Source organism: Senegalia massiliensis, assembly GCF_900626135.1.
In the GTDB taxonomy this organism is placed as follows: domain Bacteria; phylum Bacillota; class Clostridia; order Tissierellales; family SIT17; genus Anaeromonas; species Anaeromonas massiliensis.
The window spans coordinates 353,970-373,403 of the sequence record NZ_LR130785.1; the positions used below are offsets into that span (position 1 = coordinate 353,970).

General features: G+C 25.9%; 20 protein-coding genes. 16 read left to right on the top strand and 4 right to left on the bottom strand.

Translation table 11 applies throughout. The annotated features are described in order from the left end of the window. Window positions 1–35: 35 nt before the first annotated feature. The 4 genes from E0D94_RS01750 to E0D94_RS01765 all read left to right on the top strand — a co-directional run bounded on the left by E0D94_RS01750 (window position 36) and on the right by E0D94_RS01765 (window position 3,091). Complete coding sequence (locus tag E0D94_RS01750; RefSeq protein ID WP_130805588.1) at window positions 36–374, top strand: PadR family transcriptional regulator; 339 nt, start codon at window positions 36–38, stop codon at window positions 372–374. Then, complete coding sequence (locus E0D94_RS01755) at window positions 364–1,047, top strand: hypothetical protein (RefSeq protein WP_130805589.1); 684 nt, start codon at window positions 364–366, stop codon at window positions 1,045–1,047. Before E0D94_RS01750 ends, E0D94_RS01755 begins: the two co-directional genes overlap by 11 nt. Before the next feature lie 156 nt (window positions 1,048–1,203). Then, window positions 1,204–1,698 carry a sigma-70 family RNA polymerase sigma factor gene (locus tag E0D94_RS01760; protein ID WP_130805590.1) on the top strand — a complete coding sequence of 165 codons (495 nt, stop codon included), beginning with the start codon at window positions 1,204–1,206 and terminating at the stop codon, window positions 1,696–1,698. After that, complete coding sequence (locus tag E0D94_RS01765) at window positions 1,688–3,091, top strand: DUF4179 domain-containing protein (protein WP_130805591.1); 1,404 nt, start codon at window positions 1,688–1,690, stop codon at window positions 3,089–3,091. Before E0D94_RS01760 ends, E0D94_RS01765 begins: the two co-directional genes overlap by 11 nt. A gap of 92 nt (window positions 3,092–3,183) precedes the next feature. Here the strand turns inward: E0D94_RS01765 and E0D94_RS01770 are convergent, their stop codons facing one another. Beyond that, window positions 3,184–3,438 (bottom strand): hypothetical protein, encoded by a 255-nt coding sequence (locus E0D94_RS01770; protein WP_130805592.1) that lies wholly within the window; start codon window positions 3,436–3,438, stop codon window positions 3,184–3,186. Window positions 3,439–3,690: 252 nt separating this feature from the next. Here E0D94_RS01770 and E0D94_RS01775 point away from each other — a divergent pair, with 252 nt between their 5' ends. Further along, on the top strand, window positions 3,691–3,903 hold the full coding sequence (locus E0D94_RS01775) for a hypothetical protein (protein ID WP_130805593.1): 213 nt from the start codon (window positions 3,691–3,693) through the stop codon (window positions 3,901–3,903). Between the two features lie 159 nt (window positions 3,904–4,062). Beyond that, complete coding sequence (locus tag E0D94_RS01780) at window positions 4,063–4,671, top strand: hypothetical protein (RefSeq protein WP_130805594.1); 609 nt, start codon at window positions 4,063–4,065, stop codon at window positions 4,669–4,671. Between the two features lie 31 nt (window positions 4,672–4,702). Here E0D94_RS01780 and E0D94_RS01785 read toward each other — a convergent pair whose 3' ends face one another. Continuing rightward, window positions 4,703–5,173 (bottom strand): hypothetical protein, encoded by a 471-nt coding sequence (locus E0D94_RS01785; RefSeq protein ID WP_130805595.1) that lies wholly within the window; start codon window positions 5,171–5,173, stop codon window positions 4,703–4,705. Window positions 5,174–6,083: 910 nt separating this feature from the next. Between E0D94_RS01785 and E0D94_RS01790 the strand changes: the two genes are divergently transcribed. Then, a complete protein-coding gene (locus E0D94_RS01790) occupies window positions 6,084–7,361 on the top strand; it encodes a putative DNA modification/repair radical SAM protein (RefSeq protein WP_130805596.1) in 1,278 nt (425 codons plus the stop codon). Next, entirely contained in the window at window positions 7,339–8,082 is a 744-nt protein-coding gene (locus tag E0D94_RS01795) for a TIGR03915 family putative DNA repair protein (protein WP_242620459.1), read from the top strand. The genes E0D94_RS01790 and E0D94_RS01795 overlap by 23 nt, the downstream gene beginning before the upstream one ends. Here the strand turns inward: E0D94_RS01795 and E0D94_RS01800 are convergent, their stop codons facing one another. Then, complete coding sequence (locus tag E0D94_RS01800; RefSeq protein ID WP_130805597.1) at window positions 8,083–8,685, bottom strand: response regulator transcription factor; 603 nt, start codon at window positions 8,683–8,685, stop codon at window positions 8,083–8,085. After that, window positions 8,682–9,731 (bottom strand): sensor histidine kinase, encoded by a 1,050-nt coding sequence (locus tag E0D94_RS01805; RefSeq protein ID WP_130805598.1) that lies wholly within the window; start codon window positions 9,729–9,731, stop codon window positions 8,682–8,684. Before E0D94_RS01805 ends, E0D94_RS01800 begins: the two co-directional genes overlap by 4 nt. 25 nt (window positions 9,732–9,756) lie before the next feature. Between E0D94_RS01805 and E0D94_RS14685 the strand changes: the two genes are divergently transcribed. The 8 genes from E0D94_RS14685 to E0D94_RS01840 all read left to right on the top strand — a co-directional run bounded on the left by E0D94_RS14685 (window position 9,757) and on the right by E0D94_RS01840 (window position 19,404). Beyond that, window positions 9,757–9,900, top strand: a complete 144-nt coding sequence (locus tag E0D94_RS14685) for a hypothetical protein (RefSeq protein WP_165442832.1) — start codon at window positions 9,757–9,759, stop codon at window positions 9,898–9,900. Beyond that, entirely contained in the window at window positions 9,872–10,804 is a 933-nt protein-coding gene (locus E0D94_RS01810; protein WP_130805599.1) for an ABC transporter ATP-binding protein, read from the top strand. Before E0D94_RS14685 ends, E0D94_RS01810 begins: the two co-directional genes overlap by 29 nt. Continuing rightward, window positions 10,804–11,856, top strand: a complete 1,053-nt coding sequence (locus E0D94_RS01815) for an ABC transporter permease (protein ID WP_130805600.1) — start codon at window positions 10,804–10,806, stop codon at window positions 11,854–11,856. Before E0D94_RS01810 ends, E0D94_RS01815 begins: the two co-directional genes overlap by 1 nt. Next, complete coding sequence (locus E0D94_RS01820; RefSeq protein ID WP_130805601.1) at window positions 11,843–12,967, top strand: ABC transporter permease; 1,125 nt, start codon at window positions 11,843–11,845, stop codon at window positions 12,965–12,967. Before E0D94_RS01815 ends, E0D94_RS01820 begins: the two co-directional genes overlap by 14 nt. A 72-nt stretch (window positions 12,968–13,039) precedes the next feature. Then, entirely contained in the window at window positions 13,040–14,620 is a 1,581-nt protein-coding gene (locus E0D94_RS01825; RefSeq protein ID WP_130805602.1) for a tetratricopeptide repeat protein, read from the top strand. 154 nt (window positions 14,621–14,774) lie between these two features. Beyond that, entirely contained in the window at window positions 14,775–15,338 is a 564-nt protein-coding gene (locus E0D94_RS01830) for a hypothetical protein (protein ID WP_165442833.1), read from the top strand. 114 nt (window positions 15,339–15,452) lie between these two features. Further along, window positions 15,453–16,343 (top strand): efflux RND transporter periplasmic adaptor subunit, encoded by an 891-nt coding sequence (locus E0D94_RS01835; protein WP_130805604.1) that lies wholly within the window; start codon window positions 15,453–15,455, stop codon window positions 16,341–16,343. Next, window positions 16,330–19,404: an efflux RND transporter permease subunit gene (locus tag E0D94_RS01840; RefSeq protein ID WP_130805605.1), complete on the top strand. Its 3,075-nt coding sequence runs from the start codon at window positions 16,330–16,332 to the stop codon at window positions 19,402–19,404. Before E0D94_RS01835 ends, E0D94_RS01840 begins: the two co-directional genes overlap by 14 nt. Window positions 19,405–19,434 lie beyond the last annotated feature (30 nt).

The following is a 19,434-nucleotide window of genomic DNA, read 5'->3' on the forward strand; positions in this document are numbered from 1 at the left end:
GTTAAGCTACTATGTACTACAAGGTAGGTGAATATATGATGGACAGATCTCAATTAATGAGAGGAACATTAGAAGGGTGTATAGTTAGTATAATAAGTAAGGGAGAAACATATGGATATGAGATTGTATCACATTTACAAGATTATGGATTTTACAATGTGAAAGAAGGAACAATTTATCCTATTTTAGTAAGACTTGAAAAAAAGAAAATAATATCATCCTTATACAAAAAATCGCCACTCGGACCAAAGAGAAAATACTATTTTTTAACTCAAATTGGAGAAGAATTTCTTAAAGAATTTATAATTTCATGGAATGAAGTAAAAAAATCTGTAGATAGTGTTTTGAAAGGAGAAGGTGAATATGATAGGTAATGAGATGACTTTATTAAAAAAGGAAAATAAAAAACAAACAAGAGAGATTAAAGAAGAAGATAAAGATATGATTAAGAATATCATGAAAAGCATGAGCATATTTAAATTGAATTCTTATGATACAGAAGTTATAAAAAGAGATTTGATAGGTATGGCACATGAATTGCGATTAAGAAACTCTAGCTTAAAAGAAGAAATAAATGGTGATGTTAAAGGGTTTGCTAAGGAAATTATAAATAATGGCAATGGACCAAGTAAGATAGAAATTATCTTGAATTTTTTATCTAAGTTATTCGGTTGGATATCTATTTGGCTTATGTCAGTATCCATTATAGCGTATGGTCAGTTTAACTGGGGAATGAATTCTAATTTATTTGTTTTTTATATAATAATAGTCATAGTTATATTTATAATGGAGAGTATTATAACACCAATTTTCATATCAGAAAAAGGATTTAAAAAGAATATACCTCAAATAATATCTGCATTTTCATTTATAGCATTGATAGGTATTATACTTTTAACAAATAATAATTCAAAGAAAATTCAAGTTAATAGTTTGTATATTATAATACCATCAGCTGTAATATATGTCATAATACAATATTTAAAGAAGATAAATATTCATAGATTAGCTAAGGAAAAAAATAATTATATTAGTGATTTAAAATAAACATATAAAAATATATCTAAGATATCTTAGATATATTTTTATATGTTTATTTATTATTTTTGAACTATTCCTTTATATAATAATTTAAATATAAGAAAATCTTTTGAAACATTTTACCCTATTATATTGTCTAATTAATACAAAGGAGGTGACCATATGGGAATTAAAGGGATAGAATTAGAATTCTATAAAATACTCAATGAAAATAAAGACCAATTATATAGAATTGCTTATTCTTATCTGGGGGATAAAGAGGAAGCATTAGATGCAATACAAGAAATAACATACAAGGGATATACAAATCTACATAAACTAAAGAAAAAAGAATATATGAAAACTTGGACTATTAGAATATTAATTAATTATTGTATTAATAGAAAAAAGAAAATGAAAAGAAAAGTAGAATTATATAAAGAGTTTGAAGACGGAAATATAAATTTTCAACAAGACTTAGAAGTGCATGACTTAGTAGATAGATTAAAGCCTAAATATAGGGAGATAATCATTCTTAAATATTTTGAGGATCTAACTATATCAGAAATATCTAATATATTAGATACTCCCGAAGGGACTATAAAAACACGACTGAGTAGAGGTTTAAATAGTTTAAGGGAAGGAATTAATATTGGAGGTGACGTAAATGAAATTTGATGATTATAAAGATAAATACGATAATATTGAAATACCTGACAATATAGAAGAAGTTATATCGAAGGGCATTGAGAAAGGAAAAAAGGATAAAAAGAAGAAAATAATAAAGGTATTATCTAGTATAGCAGCTAGTATATTATTAATTATATTTACAATATCTATAAGAATATCTCCAGCTTTTGCAGATATAATTAAAAATCTTCCTTTGGGTGATGCTATAGTTCGTCTTATTAATAATGACAAGGGACTTAAATTAGCTGGAGACAATGATTATATACAACATGTAGATAAAAGTGATGAACATGAAGAATTGGTGCTTACTGTAGATGATTTTGTGATGGACCAACAAAGAGTTTTATTATTTTATAGTATAGAGAATAAAGGAGATCACAAATATATTGGATTTGAATCAATGGATTTCTACGATGAAAATGGTAATAGAATATTTTTAGATCAGAATCTATTAGGTGACTTTAGTTTTCCTAATATGATGGAAGAAGAAAATAGAAAGATATCTAATGTTAAGAATGTTTATAGACATGAACCTATTCCATGGAAAATTCCTGAAGAAATAACTATGAAGGTTAAGCTTAAAAAGTGGGATAGTCCTCAAGATTATAAAACAAATTTAAACTCTACAGAAGAAAAAACAGGAGAAGTATTAGACTCTACATGGGAAGTAAAATTTAAAGTAGATAAAGAAAGATTTGAATATGAAAAAGAGGTATATGATTTAAATGAAGAAATTAATATAGCTGGACAGAAGGTTACAATTAATAAAGTTATTCAACATCCTATATCAAATGAAATAGAAATAGAATATGACGGAAATAATTCAAAAGCAATATTTGATTTTTATAATTTTAGATTAATTGATAATAAAGAAGAGTATAGAAGCTCTATAGCTGGAAGGAGTATACAAAATAATAAAAATCATAAAGTGAAAGAAAATAAGATAATTGAAAGTAACTATTTTAATAAGTCTAAAGATTTAACCATAGCATTCGATGGTATCTATGCATTGGATAAAGATAAACTTCAGTTAAATATAGATATAAAAGAAGAAAAAATATTAGATTCAATAGATGATAAATTGAGAATCGTTGATATAGAGGAAAAAGATGATATCTATGTTATAGAATTGGGAATTAATCTTAGTGAAGAACAATTAAAAGATTTAAGTATGTCTTCATCAGATTTTGGAATTGTTAATGAACCTGGAATTATAACAAAAGAATATGGAAACGTGAGAAAAGAAGACGAAGAAAAAGAGTATAATTATTTCTATAAAATAGAAGCAGATAAAAATAAAATTTCAGATAATATTCTTAAATTACCAATTTCATATTATCCTAATATAATAAAAGAAGATATAAGAATAAAGGTTAAGTAATATTTTTAGAATCTGAAAATAACTTTTTGCTTTAGAGAGAAAAATAATTATATTAGTGATTTAAAATAAAAGGGAAGAATATAAGATATATTCTATTCTTCCCTTTTATTCTTATTATTCTTATTATCAAACTCAACAATATACCATATAAGAAGACTTATTCCTGCTATAAAAGAAATATAAATATAAAAGTTTAATAAGGTTGGAGTATAGGATAACATTCGTACAAAATCATCTTTACCCCAAGAGGTACTATTTACTCCAATCATAGCAGCAGATAAATATTTTGTGCTATAAAGAATAGCAGATATTAAAAGAAACACACTTCCAATTATTATTCTTACCATAATTAAACACCCTTTATTTTTTATATTTTTTTAAGATTAAATCTAACGTACTAAATAATAAATTAAAATATAGTTGACAATTATAGCTATAAATAAATCAAATATTATATATTATCTACATTTTACCATATATAACTTTCAATTTTTATAAATTTAATTTAGTTTTTATAATCATTTTTTTATATAGCTTCCTATGGTATAATTCAATTGTAAATAATTTGGGAATTTTTTAGTTAAAAGAAGTGAAATCATATGTGGCCTCATTGGATTAATATAGTTATATCTTTTATAGCAATATTCCTAGGTGTAAGACATAATATAAAAAAAGACAGATACCCTAAAGCTATGATTATATTTTTTAGCTTATTTGTAATAGAGCAAATTCTAGCCTATAGTATAGGGATAGATGTTTTGAAAATTAATAGGGCAAATGAAGATATTGGGTACGCACTTCCTCAGAACTAGGCATTTGATCAAATTGCAACCATTACAGTCGGTTCAGGCAGGGGTTTAATTACTATCGACAAAAATATTGCATCAGGATTAGATGCAGGACAATCGTCGGTAGAACCTATAAATCATAAAGATGGCTTAGATTCTACTCTTATTCTTACTTATTTACCTATGATAAGAGAGGAAGTGCCTCCGATTATTAAAGATATTTTAAACTTTCTTCAAGAGTTTTCATCTATAAGAGAACCAATTGACTCAGTTAATATCGTTCTTGATTATGATGGCTTAATCACTCGAATGGCAAGAAAACTTCAAATGCAAAAATCTTTTATCCAGACAGTGATCTCTTGGGAAGCTTCCGCAGAGAATACTCTGGATGCAATTCAAGATCAGAGAGTTAAGAACGGAGACATTGATGACTCAAGTACAGGAGTAGGTCAAATATTTGCCTGGGTTGCGATTAACGCTCGAAATTGGGCCATTAATCAAAATTATCTAGATGACACAATACGAGATGCTAATAATAAAGATGACATAAGTGAAATCTGGCACAAACTTCATGTTGATCGAGCATTTAATATTGAAACATGCGCATATGTTCTTAAATGGGGAGCTGTTGTAGAAAAAGGATATCCTTCCAATATGTTAAATTACACAGAATCTCAAGTAAAAGGCACTATTGCTCGTTACAATGGAACAAATGAATCAGCCACAAAGTATGGTGAAAGAAACTATACAATCTACCAAGCTGTCGAAAACTATAACCAGCTAAGCAGATAAAAAAAGAAGCTGGAGGGTTAATTCCGGCTTCTTAATGAAAATCTATAAAGAATGGATAGTTAAATTCTGTTCTATATTGAACGATAAAATTGATTGGTTCGTCTTTATTCATTTCATCACTAAGGGTTTTACCTGTTGATTTTTGACCCTCATACCATTTTTTCCCTTCACTATTCTTCTTAATGGTTTCATAACCTTCAAAAAATATCTCAAACTTATTCTTATTGTAATGATTAAATATCTCTTTTTCACTTAATTCAGATGACAACTTCATGTGTGCTACCATGGTCGGATAACCCCCACTCCCCCTTGGTCCGCCTCCATAGAGGACACCATAATCGAAATCCTTTTCAATTATTTTTGTTTTTTCAGGTAATTGATAAGCAAAAAGTCGATTTGCATAGCTTTTAGCATATCTATGCCCTTGTCCAAATACGTAATATAGTAATAAAATAATAGTAATTGAAATTAACAGCACAATAAATAATTTTTTATTTTTCATTGAAATCCCCTTATAATATATAGTAAAATTTAAAGAAAGATAAAACAATTCTTTAAAAAACTTTAAAAAAACCTAATTATATTATACTCCTATAGAGTCCAAAATACTAGTTATAATAAAATATAAAATTTACTTAAATTTCTATGGATAAAACACTTCTCATTACTCTTACCATAATGAAACACCTTTTATCTATTAAATTTTTTTAATATAAATAATCTCTACTTAATTACCTCTTATCAATATAATACTACTTGTTATTACTCCAAAAGCTAGAAATGACCAATGTTTAAATATAAGATATCCACTACTACCTAAACTCTAACATATCATACTATATTATATTTATAGTTAGATTATTCTTGCTCTTCTTTACTTATAATACTATATAAATTTTCTTATAGAATATAAATCTACATTTATATATTAAATATAGAAAATAAAATTACTATGATGATTTTTCTTGTTTTTTATTATTTTTTTCAAAACTATATATAGAATACCAAATATTATATCAAATAATAATAAGGAAAAATACATATAAGCAATGTGATTAAACTTTAAATAGAAATTCATGTTTTCTATTGGGGGATAAATTGAATTATATGTTAGCATTTCAATTGTTTTATGGGGAATAATTGTAAGTGACATAACTATAGAGAGTATAAATGGTTTCTTTAATTTAATAATCAAAATATAGTTAACAATTATAGCTAGAAATAAAGCAAATAGTATATATTTAGCAATTATCATTTAAACCTATCTTTCTTTTTATAATGTGGGTCAGAAACATCAGTTTAACATATTATCTATATTTTACCATATATAAAAACCCCCACTATGCCCGAACATATGTTTGACAAACCACCTTTTACATAGTATAATTTTCCTATAGAAAGAGGTGGTTTTTTTGGATGTATTAGATAAACTTAGAATACTTTCTGATGCTGCAAAATATGATGTTTCCTGTTCTTCTAGTGGAAGTGGTAGAAAAAATAAAAAAGATGGTATAGGTTCTGCTAGTATAAATGGGATATGTCATAGTTGGTCTGATGATGGAAGGTGTATTTCACTACTTAAAATACTTATGACAAATTATTGTATATATGATTGTTCATATTGTGTAAATAGATTATCAAATGATTTAGAAAGAGCAACACTTACTCCTGATGAAATAGTAGATTTAACTATAAATTTTTACAGAAGAAATTATATAGAAGGTCTCTTTTTAAGCTCTGCAATAATAAAATCACCTAATCATACAATGGAACTTATATTAAATGTAGTAAAAAGGCTTAGGGAAGTAGAAGGATTTAATGGTTATATACATACAAAAGCCATACCTCATGCAGATAAGGGTATTATAGATGAAATAGGATTATATGTAGATAGAATGAGCATAAATATAGAATTACCTTCTGAAAATGGACTTAAACTACTTGCTCCAAATAAAACTAAAAAGAGCATATTAACCCCTATGGGAAATATTAGAAATAGAATAGTAGAGACAAGAGAAGAAAAGAAAAAATTTAAATATGCAAATTCTTTTGTACCAGGAGGACAGAGTACTCAATTAATAGTTGGAGCAACTGATGATAATGATCTAAAAATACTTAAATTATCAGAAGGATTATATGATGGATACAATTTAAAAAGAGTATATTATTCTGCATATGTACCAGTAGCAAAATCACCTAATTTACCTGTATTAGATTCACCACCTGTAATTAGAGAAAATAGATTATATCAAGCAGATTGGTTACTTAGATTTTATAAATTTAAGGCAGATGAATTATTGGATGAAAAAAATCCAGACTTTGATTTAGCACTTGATCCAAAATGTAATTGGGCGCTTAGAAATATTGAAATATTCCCTGTGGAGATAAATAGGGCAGATTACAACACTCTTTTAAGAGTACCAGGCATAGGAGTTAAATCAGCTAGAAGGATAGTTGCTGCAAGAAAATTTGGTCCACTTAATTATGATAATTTGAAAAAATTAAATATAGTACTTAAAAGAGCTAAATATTTCATAACTTGTAATGGTAAATATTATGGAATGAGTTCTATGAATCCAGAAAAAATCAGAGAAAAATTAATATATGGTTTAGATAGAAATATATTTGAAAAACAGTTATCTGTTTGGAGTCTAGGGGGTTCTAATCATGATAAATCACTACATATATGATGGCTCATTTGATGGTCTTTTAACTTCTATATATTATGCATATTACACTCCCGATAAACCTGATAAAATACTTTCTTATGAAAAAAGAGAAGATAACTTTTTAGTAAAGGAAATATTAATAGATACAAATATAAAAAAAGCAAGAAAAGTGTATGAAGCAATAGATAAGAAGATTTCTCCTGCTGCCTTAAGAAAAATATATTATGCTTATTTATCAGAAATAGATGGTATAGAAATGGATATATTGAACTTTATTAGGTTAGGATTTAAAATAGGCAATGATATAGAACTAAATTTAACAAATGAAGTGGTATTTAAAATAGAAAGTATTTATAAAAAAGTAAGTCACGAAAGACATAGAATGACGGGATTAATTCGGTTTAAGGAGCTTAAAAACAATATATTATATGCAGAAATTTCACCAGATTATAATGTAATAGGAATAGTTGCATCACATTTTATAAAAAGACTCTCAAGTGAAAATTTCATAATTCATGATAAAAAAAGAAATATAGCTGTATTTTATAATAAAAAAGAATGGATTATAAAAGAAGTAGAAGGTGATTTAAATATAATATTTAATGAAAAAGAAGAGGACTATCAAAATTTATGGAAGATGTATTTTAAATCTATATCTATAAAAGAAAAGTTTAATCCTAAACTTCAAAGGAGTAATATGCCAAAAAAATATTGGAAATATCTAATAGAAAAAGGGGGATAACTATCTCCCCCTATAATAATATATTGCAAGTTGAGTTCTATCTCTTAAATCTAGCTTATCTAGCATATTTGAAATATAATTTCTTACAGTACCTTCACTTAAGAACAATTTTTTAGCTATTTCTTTATTATTGAACCCTTCTGCTACAAGTAGTAAAATATCCATTTCCCTATCTGAAAGATTAGTTTCAATATCTCTTTTAGAATTAGTCTTAAAATTAGATACAATCTCACTATCAAATACCATATTTCCCTTATATACTGCTTCTATTGAAGGAATTAAACTATCTATATTTTGTTTTAAGATATAGCCTTTACATCCGAGTTCTAATGCCTTTTTTATGTATTCATCATCTCTAAATGTAGTAATTAAAAGAATATTAGCTCTTTTTTCATATTTTAATATTTCTTCAGTTGCATTTATTCCAGATAAATTTTCCATTCTTATATCCATTAAAACTACATCAGGACTATACTTATTGTATAAATTCACTGCTTCACTTCCACTATATCCTACAGCTAAAACTTCTATATTATTTGCCTCTACTATAGTTTTAAGTGAATTTACTACTAAAGGATCATCATCTATAATTATAACTTTCATTTTTCACTTCCTTTCATAAGTGTTAAATGTATTCTAAATCCATCTTCAAATTTATAATTAAATATTCCGTTATATTTTACTGCTATTTTATTCATAGAATAAAGCCCTATTCCATCGTCTATGTCAATTTTATCTTTCATATTGGTACCATTATCACTAATAATAATAGAATAAAATTTAGGCTGATCTAATAATTTTATCTCCATATTACTTGCATTAGAGTGTTTAACTGTATTTGTTATAGTTTCTTTAACTACTGATAAAATATCATATTTTAATTTATAATTTAAATCCTCATTTATATTATAAATAAGTTTAATATCAAGTCCTGTCATTTCATTTATTATTTCATTTATTTTATGTTTTAAATTTAAAGATTCATTTCTCAAATTATATAGACTATTTCTTATATCATCCATACCACTACCTAAAGTTTCACTAAGGGTATCAAGGCCATTAGATACATTTTCACCATTTAATAATTTAAGAGCTTTTAGTTGAATAAGGCTACTACTTATTGTATGTCCTATAGAGTCATGTATTTCCCGAGAAATTCTATTTCTTTCTTTTAATAATGCTATTTGAATATTTTTTTCTTTATCTATTTTTAATTGTTCATTATATTTTCTAAGGTAAAGAGTATCTTCTCTTAATTTATCCCGTACTTTTCTATTTTGATTTAGTACTTTATTTAATTTATATGTAGATATTGAAAGATACATTGACATAAAAGATAAGATAATTATAACAGGAGTTAAATTTATAAATAATAATGGCAAAAATAAAAAGAAATTGCCTTTAAAGTCAATATAAATATTGTAGAGAATTAAAGGAAAATAATACAAAAATACATTATCATAAAAAATTAAAGCTATAAATAAAAAATAAATTATATATTTAATATTATTTTTAGAAATTAAATCTAGTGATATTGAAATTATAATAGATATAAGAAAATAAAATGCTATATCTCTTTCACTATTTAAACTATATGTAAAATAAATCGAAAATACTATTATAATTAGTTTCTCTAAAAATCTCCTCATAGAAATCCCCTTTAAAAGATTATTTATGATAATTATAACCTATGATATGACATTTGTCATATTAAGTGATGAGAATATTCACTACAATAAATTTTATATGGTTGGTACAATAGTATTAACAAATATAAGAGGTGATATAGATGGTTGTAAAAGTAGAAAATGTAGTTAAAAGATATAAAGAGCTTATAGCTCTTGATCATTTTAATATGGAAGTGAGAGAGGGTGAAATACTAGGGTTACTTGGTCCAAATGGATGTGGTAAAACTACAGCTATAAATTCAATATTGTCTCTACTTAAATTTGATAAAGGTGAAATTACTATATTTGGCGAAAAAATGACACCTAACTCTTACAATATAAAAAGGGAAATAGGTGTAGTACCTCAAGAAGTTTCTGTATTTGAAAACTTAACAGTATATGAAAACATAGATTATTTTTGTGGATTATATATAAATGATAAAGAAAAAAGAAAAAAATATGTAATTGAAGCTATAGAATTTGTAGGTTTAAAAGATTATACAAAATTTTTTCCAAAAAAGTTAAGTGGTGGTCTTAAAAGAAGATTAAATATAGCTTGTGGTATAGTTCATAAACCTAAACTCATATTTTTAGATGAACCAACTGTTGCAGTAGATGCTCAAAGTAGAAACTTTATACTTGAAGGCATAAAAAAATTAAAGAAAAAAGGAAGTACTATTATTTATACAACACATTATTTGGAAGAGGCAGAAATATTATGCGATAGAATTATAATAATGGATAGAGGAAGAAATATAGCATCTGGCACAAACGAAGAATTAAAGAATATGATTACAACTACAGAAAAAATAGTAGTAGGATTTATTGATACTAATGGTGAAGTTTTAGAAAAGATAAAAGAAATACCCCAAGTGTTAGATATCGAAATGAAAGATAATGATTATATTATAAAATTTGAATCGGGTGTAAATAATTTATCTAATTTAATAGATTTTATAAAACAAAATAATTTAACATATGAAAAGTTGTATTCAAGACAACCTACACTAAATGATGTATTCTTAGAGCTTACTGGAAAGGAGCTGAGGGACTAGTGGATTTATATAGAAATATTATATATCAAGCTAAAAATAGCTTTAGAGATAAAGGATTTTTATTCTGGTCACTTCTTTACCCTATTATTATGGTAACATTTTTCTATATAGCTTTTAGTGGAATTACAAATGTGAAATTAGAAAAAATAAATGTAGCTATTGAAGAGGATAGTAATATAAAACCTATACTTCAAGATATAGATATTTTAAATGTAGAAGAAATTTCAGATAGGGAAGCAAAAGAAAAATTAGAAAAAGAAAAGATAGATGGATTTATTAATAATGATTTAAGTTTAATTGTAAATGATTCAGGTCTTAATCAAACGGTAATTAAGTCTATATTAGATCAAATTGTGCAAACTAGTGCCTTAGGTAAACCTATAGAAGAATTTGATTTTGAAATAGATTATACAAATGATAAAAACCAAAAAGAAAATGGGATACTTGTAATATTTTATTCTTTAATCGCAATGGTTTCAACATATGGTATATATTCTGGAATAGAAGTGGTTCATTACATCCAGAGTAATTTATCAGAAGTAGCAGCAAGAATAAATACTACACCTATAAAAAAGAAAACTTTTTTATTAGCCGGAATAATAGTAGGACTTATGCTTAACTTTGCATCTAATATTTTATTATTTATTGTTATAGAGTTAATAATGAAATTAAATCTAATAACCAATATAGGATATAGCCTTATTTTTATAATTTTAGGCAATTTATTTGGAATTGTATTTGGTATATTTATAGGGGTATCAAACAATAAGAATATAAATGTTAAAACAATGATAGCTATTACATCTACAGTTGTTTTATCAGCATTATCAGGACTATTTAATACAAATATTAAAATAATGATAGAAAAATATGCACCTATACTTGCAAAGATAAACCCTATTGCAGTAATTACAAATAATTTATATAAGATTAATTTATTAAATAATACTGATGGAATATTTGAAGGTATAATCATTTTATTAGCTTATTTTCTAATATTATCACTTATATCTTTAGTGTTTTTAAGGAGGAGACAATATGATAGTATATAAATATTTTTTAAAAACTGCCCTTAGACATAAAATGATAATATTATCCTATGCACTTATATTTTTCGTACTTTCAGTAATTAATGGCATAGATACAGAAAATAGAGAGATTACATTTAATGAAACAAAACTTGATATAGCTATTGTAGATAATTCTAATTCTGATTTGTCTAGAGGTCTAAAAGATTATTTAGGTGAAAATAATAATATAGTGAATTTAAAAAATAATATTAAAGAAATAAAAGAACAAATATTTTTGCAACAAATAGATGCAGCTATTATAATACCAAGTGATTTCGAAGAAAATGTAATGGAAAAACAAAAGTCACTGGAAGTTATAAAAGATGATAGAAAGATAAGCTCTATCCAAATAGAAAATGAAATAAATAAATATCTTATATTTGCAAATGCAAGTAAGGTAAGTGGTGAATTTAAAATTGAATCTATAAATAATGCATTAAAAGAAAATACTGATGTAGAAATATTAGAAAAATCTTCTGATGTCAATAATGCAGCTAACATTTGGTTTAAATATTATTTTAATTTTACTGCATACATTATAACAGCTATTTATATAGCAGTAATGGGACTTATAATGATTGAATTTAAAGATGAAAAATTAGAAAATAGAACAAAAATATCATCTAAGAAATTTTTAAATTATAATAAAGAAATGTATTTAGGTCAAGTTACACTTGGAGTAATTATCACAGCATTATTTGTAATCGGAAGTATAGTTTTAAAAGGACAGCATTTAGAAGAAGTTAACTTCACAAAGTATATTGTAAATGTAAGTGTATTTTCATTTGCTATATTATGTCTCACTTTTTTAATCAATAATTTAACTAAAAGTAGATTTGTAATTAATGGATTAAGTACTGTATTATCTCTTGGGACTTCTTTTATATCAGGAGTGATGGTTCCAGTAGAATATTTAAGTGATAAGGTTATAACAATAGCTAAGTTTTTTCCAACATATTATTATATAAAAATAAATAATATGGATATATCTTCATTAAGTGATATAAGATATGAATTAATTGTTCAAATATTATTTGGAGTAGCATTTCTACTTTTAGGACTCTATTTTTCAAAAGTAAAACAAAAGGCCTAACACATATGTTAATAGACATAATATTATGATAAAATAAAACTATCATAATATTATGTGTTAGGAGGTTTTGTTTTGAAAAGAACAAAAACTATATTTATTACATTTGCACTTATTTTAGTTTTAACTTTGATATATATGATAATAGCTACATTTATAAGTTTAGAAAATCTATATACTTTCTCATTTATAACTTCAGCTTTTTTAATATTTGTTTCTTTAATAATAGCATTAAAAAAGAAAAGAATATTTATATATAAGGATAAATTTTCTAAAGGGATTTTAGTTGTTTCAATTATTATCTTAAGCTTTATTAATGTAGGAATATCGTATATATATGTGGATAAAATTGAGGATACAAAACATACTACATTTAATCAATTTGCAAAATCAAATTTACCAAAGGATAAAACAAAAAAAGAATATAAACAATATAATGGGGAGAAACTAACAATTCTTTATAGAAAATCTTCTGAACCAGGAATAGAACTTATAAATAAATATATAAAAGACGTAAAAAAAGATTCAACAAAGATATACAAAGGTGTGAAATATGATCCATTAACTATAAAAATAACTGATCCTGAAACATTTAGTGAGGATATAATAGTAAACGATTTTACAGGTGGATATTATTATGAAGATTTAAAACAAATAAAAATACCAATAAATGATGTATATAATGAAGTTCTTGCATTAGATACTGTAAATGAATTTAAATTTGTATTAAGACATGAATATTCACATTATATATCACATATGTATAGATTAAAAAATAATATAGAAAAAGATAAAATACCAATTTGGTTTGAAGAAGGAGTAGCATCATTTATAGGAGCAGATAATATCGGTACTCCAAATATTATAGTAGATGGAATAACTCCTTTTGAACAATTAACTAAGCCTGAAGAATGGGCAAGTAATAATGGATATGAGCAGAGTTATAAAATGATATATCTCTTAGTATATAATCATGGAGAAAATGTAATAGAAGAGATATTACTTGGATTAAAAGATAAATCATTTGATGAATCATTTAAAAAAGCTACAGGTAAAACTGTAAAAGATTATGAAAACCAATTGAAAAAACATTTTAATAATGGTTGGGAGACATTCCCACAAATAAATCTTCAAAAGAAGATGAAAGGCATAGAAGAAGAAAGAATAGCTGGAATAAAAAAATATATAGAAACATACCCAGATAATATTGATGCAATAAAACAATTAGCCTCTTTATATAGTAGAAATAATAATTTTGAACGAGTATCAGAAGTATTGAAATTAGCCATAGAAAAGAAAAATGATTCTCATCTTTGGAGTTTATTAGCACAAAACTATTTGAAATTAAACGAATTTGAAAAAGCAAAAGATGCTTTTAAAAACTCTTTAGAGATTAATAGTGATGTAGGGACTAATTATGAATATTTAGCAGAGATTTATCTTTTATATGATATAGATAAAAGTATAGAAATACTACAAAGTGGTTTAGATAAAGTAGTATATCCAGATTTATTAAAACCAAAAATTCAACAATATAAAAAATTAAAAGATGATTTAGAATCAGGAAAAAAAGAAGCATATAATAATTTTCTTGAATTTAATAATTTAGATGAAAATATAAAAGGTGCTCTTATAGAAGAGGTGAAAGATTATTGATGTTCTAATTATTATGTTGATTATTGGAATAGCAAACACTTTTATTTTATGGCTATTGACAAAACTTAATAAAATATCTAAAGAAAGTAGTCTTTATAAGAGATTAAATATATTTCTTGTCATTGTTCCTCTAATTATTATTTATATATATTTTTTGTATTTATTAACTGATACTTATATTGACTGGATTATAGTATCAATACTTGCACTTATAGTAATGGGTATTATAAATATTTACGAAAAGAAAGTCAAAAATGATAAATATATAAATAGTACAATGGTAATTACAACTATGATACTAAATTTTATTCTTTTTAATATCATTATTTTATTTATATTAAGTCCTAATATAAGAATATTTTTATACATTATATTATTTTCCATAGTAGGTAGCACATTTAGAAGTAAAAATAATGATGGAAAAGTAAAATATGTAGCTACTATAACATTTATAATATTAATAGTAATATCTTTAATAACAAAAAATTACATGGGTATACAAAGCAAACCTGAAAGAATAGCTGATGATTATATGATAGAAAAAGGGTATGATTTAGATGAAATTTATAATAGAAATATTGATCACTTTAAAATTAAGAATGAACCTATTAATATAACATATATAACAAAAGGAGAAAATAATAAAAAGTTTGGGAAAGTAATTAGTATGAAATATTATGAGGGTAAAATAATAGATTTTAAACTATATGAATATTGATAATTTAACTTAAAAATTGTCAACAATATTGTTGACAATTTTTTTATTTATAATATAATGAATAATATTGACCGACTGGTCAGTTTTAGAGTAAAAATTATTGGAGGTTGAAATATGAAAAAGAAATTAGCTATATTTTTAATATCAATATTACTTTTAGGAGTAGTTTCTGCATGCAGTAATGAAGATACAGAGGATGAAACTACAGAGGAAGAAAAGGTAGCTGTTGAAATAGAAGAAGTGGAAAAAGATACTCTTTCAAACTCATTAACACTAGGTGGAAGAGCTATTATGCAAGCAGAAATGATGATAACAGCAGATTCATCACTAAAAGTAGATGATATCAAAAAAGGTCTTGGAAAAAAGGTGGAAAAAGACGATGTATTATTCACTTTAAAAGATGGAGAAGAAATAAAAGAGATAAAATCTCCTTTAGAAGGTATAATATCAACTATAAATATGAAAGAAGATGAATATGTACCTTTAACTAAACCTGCTATGGTAATAGTTGACAAAGATGCACCTATGACTATTTCCATGAATGTAAGTGAAAATGTAATGGGAGAATTATTTATAGGAAAAGAAGCTTGGGTAGATATAGATTCAATAGATGAACAAGGATTAAATGGAAAAATAGTAAGTATATCTCCTACAGTAGACCAAAAAACAGGGTTATATACTGTAAATATATTATTAGATGAAGAAAATAGAAATATAAAGCCAGGGATGGCTGCAACTGTTAAAATAGATACTAATGTAGTAAAAAATGCATTAAAGGTTAGAAGTGAATCAATATTAAATATTGGTGAAAAAAATATAGTATATATAGTGAAAGATAATAAGGCTATAGAAAAAGAAGTTAAAGTAGGATTAGATACAGGTGATTTTACAGAAATAAAATCAGGATTAAATGAAGGAGATAAAGTTATATTTAAAGGCCAAAACTATATAGAAGATAATAGTGAAGTTGAAGTTGTAAGAGGTGAAAAAGATGAATCTAACTAAACTTTCAGTTAAAAGGCCAGTTACCATTGTAATGGTAACATTAATTGTGGTGCTTTTAGGTGTAGTATCTCTTACAAGGCTTCCAATAGACTTATTACCACAATTTAGTCTTCCTATAGCAATAGTTCAGACTCAATATAGTGGAGTAGGGCCACAAGAGATTGAAAATCTAGTTACAAAACCATTGGAGCAATCCATAGGTACTGTATCAAATATTGAAAATGTTTCTAGTATATCCTCCGAGGGAAGTTCTGTTATAATTGCAGAATTTAATTTTGGTACAGATATGGATTTTGCATCTCTTGAGATGAGAGAAAAAGTAGATATGATAAAAGGATTTTTACCAGAAGGTGCAAATGATCCTATGGTACTTAAAATAGATCCTAATGCAATGCCTGTAATGGAAGCATCATTATCAGGTAGTGACGACCTTTCAAGCTTACAAAGATTTGCAGAAGATGAATTATCACCTAGATTAGAAAGACTCGAAGGTGTTGCTTCAGTTAATATAAATGGAGGATATCAAAAAGAAATAAGTGTAAAAGCAGATTTAAATCTATTACAAAATTATGGAATTTCAATGGATACATTATCTCAAATCATAGGGGCTCAAAACATGAGTCTTCCTGGTGGAACAGTTGAAAAAGGAATACAAAATTTAACTATACGTACAACAGGTGAATTTACAGATATAGAAGAAATAAGAAACTTACCTATTACACTTCCAACAGGAGGTACAATACCATTATCTGATGTAGCAGAAGTAAATTTAGAAAATAAAGAAGTAAAAAGTATATCAAAAATAAATGGTAAACCTAGTATAAGCATATCAGTTCAAAAACAATCAGGAACTAATACTGTAAGTGTATCTTCTAGAATTAATGATGAACTTGAGAAAATACAAGAAGAATTTCCTAAAAGAGATATAAAGGTAGTAATAGATCAAGCTGATTTTATAAATTTATCTATAAACACAGTACTAAAATCAGGTGCACTTGGTGCAGTTCTTGCTATGATAATATTATTCTTGTTTTTAAGAAATATAAGAACAACTTTAATAGTAGGAACAGCTATACCAGTATCAATAATAGCAACATTCTCACTGATATATTTTAATGGAATAACATTAAATCTTATGACACTTGGTGGTCTTGCACTTGGTATAGGGATGCTCGTAGATAACTCTATAGTTGTGCTTGAAAATATATATAGATATAGAAGAGATGGTTATAGTAAAGCTGAATCTGCAGTGAAAGGTACAAAGGAAGTTGCTATGGCAGTTACAGCATCAACTCTTACAACTGTTGCAGTGTTTCTACCAATAGTATTTGTAGAAGGAATTACATCTACAATATTTAAGGAACTTGCACTCACAGTTACATTTTCACTTTTAGCATCTTTAGCAGTATCACTTACTCTTGTGCCAATGTTATCTTCACAAATATTAAATGTAGATATTAATAATGAAGAAAAATCTAAGAGAAAGTCATTTATATTACATTCTTTTGATAAAGGCTTTGCAAAATTAGAAAGTATATATAAGAGAGTGCTTAGTTGGAGTTTAGGACATAGAAAATCTACTATAATTATAGCTTTATTAGTATTTTCACTAAGTATAGCATCTCTAATACCTGTAGGAGCTGAATTTATACCAGCTACAGATGAAGGACAATTTACAGTATCAGTTAATTTACCTATAGGTTCAGAATTAGATAGAACAAGAGAAGTAGTAGTAGATGTAGAAAATAGATTAGAAGATATGGATATAATTGATACAGTATTTACTTCAATAGGATCTGGAGGAGCATTTTCTATGGGTGGTAGTACTGAAAATCAAGCTACAATAACAGGAGTACTCAAAAAAGAAAGAGAAGAATCCACTTTTAATGTAGCAGAAAATATAAGAGAAAAATTAAGTAATATAGCTGGTGCAGATATAAATGTAAATGTAACAAGTAATGCCATGGGACCAGCAAGTATGGGTGGAGCTCCAGTAAGTATAGAAATAAAAGGTCAAGATTTAGATAGATTAGAAGATATTTCAGAAGACTTTGTATCAATAATAGAAAATGTAGAAGGAACAAGAGAAGTAAGTTCAAATATAGGAGAAGGTATACCAGAAGTAGAGGTTGATATAGATAGCTTAAAAGCAAGTAATTATGGGCTTACTACAGCGCAAATAGGTAATGCAGTAAAAAGTGTAATATCTGGTACAACAGCAAGTAGATATACTACAGAAGGTAACGAAATAGACATAGTATTAAAGGGAAATGATTTATATTCAGAAAACCTAGAGAATCTAAAAAATCTTCCTATAAGTACTCCTATGGGTTCACAAATATCACTTGAAAAAGTAGCAGATGTAAAAATTGTTAATGGTCCAATATCAATAAATAGAGATAGTCAATCTAGAATGGTTACAGTAAATAGTAAAATACAAGGAAGAGATTTAAGCAGTGTAATAACTGATATAGAAGAAAAATTAGAAGATTATGATTTGGAAAATGGATATAGCTATGAAATAGCAGGAGAAAATGAACAACTAGAAGAAGCATTTGGTGATTTAGGGCTTGCACTTGTTTTAGCAATAGTGCTTGTATATATGATTCTTGCATCACAATTTGAATCATTACTTCATCCATTTACAATAATGTTTACTGTGCCACTTTCAATAGCAGGTGGAGCATTAGGACTTTTTATAACAAACAGAACATTAAATGTAACTTCATTAATAGGAGCTATAATGCTTATAGGTATAGTAGTTAATAATGCTATAGTTCTTATAGACTATATAAATACAAGAAGAAAAGATGGAGAAGAGAGAAATATAGCTATAAAAAATGCAGGACCTATAAGACTTAGACCAATACTTATGACAACACTTACAACAGTATTAGGACTCTTACCTATAGCAATAGGACTTGGAGAAGGTTCTGAAATACAAGCACCAATGGCAACAGTAGTAATAGGAGGCCTATTACTCTCTACAATATTAACTCTGGTACTTATACCAGTAATGTATACGATATTTGATGATATATCACTTAAATTTAGAAAATAAGATATAGACAATATAAACAAAAGTTGTAGG